The organism is Variovorax sp. Soil_C_26, assembly GCF_057657075.1.
In genome coordinates this window covers 1-1,799 of sequence record NZ_JBDGJC010000027.1, presented here as the reverse complement: position 1 = coordinate 1,799, position 1,799 = coordinate 1, and the positions used below count along the sequence as shown (strand labels likewise).

At 64.3% G+C, this 1,799-nt stretch carries 2 protein-coding genes; both read left to right on the top strand.

Going from position 1 to position 1,799, the window contains the following annotated elements; all coding sequences use genetic code 11:
- On the top strand, positions 1-935 hold a 935-nt coding region (locus AC3A6G_RS27255), incomplete at its 5' end, for a Mu transposase domain-containing protein (RefSeq protein WP_487875086.1).
- Positions 932-1,735: an IS21-like element helper ATPase IstB gene (istB, locus tag AC3A6G_RS27250; RefSeq protein ID WP_487875085.1), complete on the top strand. Its 804-nt coding sequence runs from the start codon at positions 932-934 to the stop codon at positions 1,733-1,735. The genes AC3A6G_RS27255 and istB, both read left to right, overlap by 4 nt.
- Positions 1,736-1,799 lie beyond the last annotated feature (64 nt).

Below are 1,799 nucleotides of genomic sequence, written 5' to 3'. Positions count from 1 at the left end.
AGGAGGCACTATGGATGGCCGGGGGAGTGCCCGAAGAGCATCGCACAGACAGCCTGTCGGCGGCGTTCAACAACTTGGCCGAGCAGGAGGAACTCACCGCCCGCTATCGCGAGCTGTGCGCGCACTACGGCCTGCGCGCGAGCCGCAACAATCCGGGCGTGAGCCACGAGAACGGTTCGATCGAAGCGCGCCAGGGCAGCCTGAAGACCGCACTGAATCAGTCGTTGCTGCTGCGCGGCACACGTGAGTTCGCGAACCTCGAGAGCTACGGTCAGTTCGTCGCAGATACCGTGCGGCGGCTGAACGCGCGTTGCGCCCGGACCTGGGAGATCGAGCGTGCCAGCCTCCGGCCCCTGCCGACTCGACGGACGATTGACTTCGAAGAGGTCGATGCGAGGGTCAGCAAGTTCGGCCTGATCAGCATCAAGGCCGCTCATTACAGCGTGCCGTCGAGGCTGGTCGGTCATCGGCTGAAGGTCCGGCTATACAGCGCCCACTTGGAAGCTTGGCTGGGAGGCGTGAAGGTGTTCGAGTGCGAGCGGTTGCGCAGCAGCGCCCAGACCAAGCATCCCAAGCGCATCGACTGGCGCCACATGCTCCCGTCACTGCGACGCAAGCCCGGAGCCTTCGCCCGCTGGATGTTGCGCGATGCCATGTTCCCGCGCAGCGAATACGCCCAAGCCTGGGAGCACATGAGCCAGCGCCTGAGCGAGCGGGAGGCCTGTCGGTTGATGGTGAATCTGCTCGATCTGGCCGATCGGGCCAATGTGGTAACCGAGCTCGCCGCGATCCTCAGCGCCCTGGGCGAGCGCAACGAACTCCCCGACATCGAGGTGTTGAGAGCGCAGTTCGCGCCGCGTCCGGCATTGATGCCGTTCGTGGAGGTCCTGTTGCCGGCTACCGCGGTGTACGACGATCTGCTGGAGGCCGCATGAACACGATTGCATCCGCGCGCACCGCGGCCGATGCAGCGCGCCTGCCCCTCATGCTGGGAGAACTGAGGCTTCCAACGATGAAGCGGCTATGGGCCGATCTGGCTGAGCAGTCCAACCGCGAAGGCTGGCCGGCAGAACGCTTCCTCGGCGTACTGCTCGAGCAGGAGGTCAACGAACGCGAAACGCGTCGGCTTGCGCGCGCTCGCATCGACAGCCAACTGCCACCGGACAAGAGCTTGGCCAGCTTCGACTTCGACGCAGTTCCGACCGTCTCCAAGGCCCACGTCACCGCCTTGGCCGAGGCCGATGGCTGGATCGCGCAAGGGCACAACTTGCTCGCCTTCGGGCCGCCGGGCGTGGGCAAGACTCATCTCATCGCCGGCATCGGCCATGCCTTGATTGACCACGGCTACAAGGTCCTCTTCGTGCGCACGAGCGACCTGGTGCAACGTCTGCAGGCGGCGCGCCGAGACCTGCGCTTGCCAAATGAACTCGCCAAGCTCGATCGCTTCGATCTCATCATCCTGGACGATCTGAGCTATGCACGGCGGGACCAGGCCGAGACCTCCGTGCTGTTCGAGCTCATTGCCGAGCGCTACGAGAGAAAGAGCATTGCCATCACGGCCAACGCACCATTCTCGGCGTGGGACGAGGTCTTCCCCGACAAGGCCATGACGATTGCCGCGGTCGACCGCTTGGTCCATCACGCCACTATCCTGGAGATGAACGTGGACAGCTACCGCCGCCGCGCTGCGTTGCCGGCTCGCCGGCAAAGCAGCGCAACGACAACTACTCAATGATCTTGCTCGACCGCACCGCTCAAGATAATTGACGCTGGCCGCTCAAAGTAGTTGACGCCGGGCA